1 protein-coding gene is annotated in these 238 nt (G+C 64.7%); it reads left to right on the top strand.

From position 1 onward, the window contains the following. Nucleotides 1–238 (top strand): acyl-CoA dehydrogenase domain-containing protein (locus tag ACZ2IA_RS23280; RefSeq protein ID WP_470294947.1); only part of this gene is annotated, 238 nt, incomplete at both ends.

Here is a 238-nt window from a genome sequence, read left to right as displayed (position 1 = left end):
CTGGACACCACCGGCCAAGTCGCCGGTTGCAGTATTTGATGCCGCCCTCGCGGCGCAGCTGGAATCGGCCCCGCTGCGCCATCGCATCGCCAAAGCGGTGCGCGACGGACGCCTGAATGAAGCACCGCCCGCCGCTCTGATCGACGCTGCCGAAACCGCAGCGATCCTTTCCGAGCATGAGGCAAAGCAATTGCGTGCGGCCCAGGCCACGATTGACACGCTGATTCAGGTTGACGAC

The organism is Crenobacter sp. CS_VA4 (genome assembly GCF_055597485.1).
The sequence above is the reverse complement of the archived record's forward strand: the minus strand, read 5'-3'. Positions and strand labels throughout refer to the sequence as shown.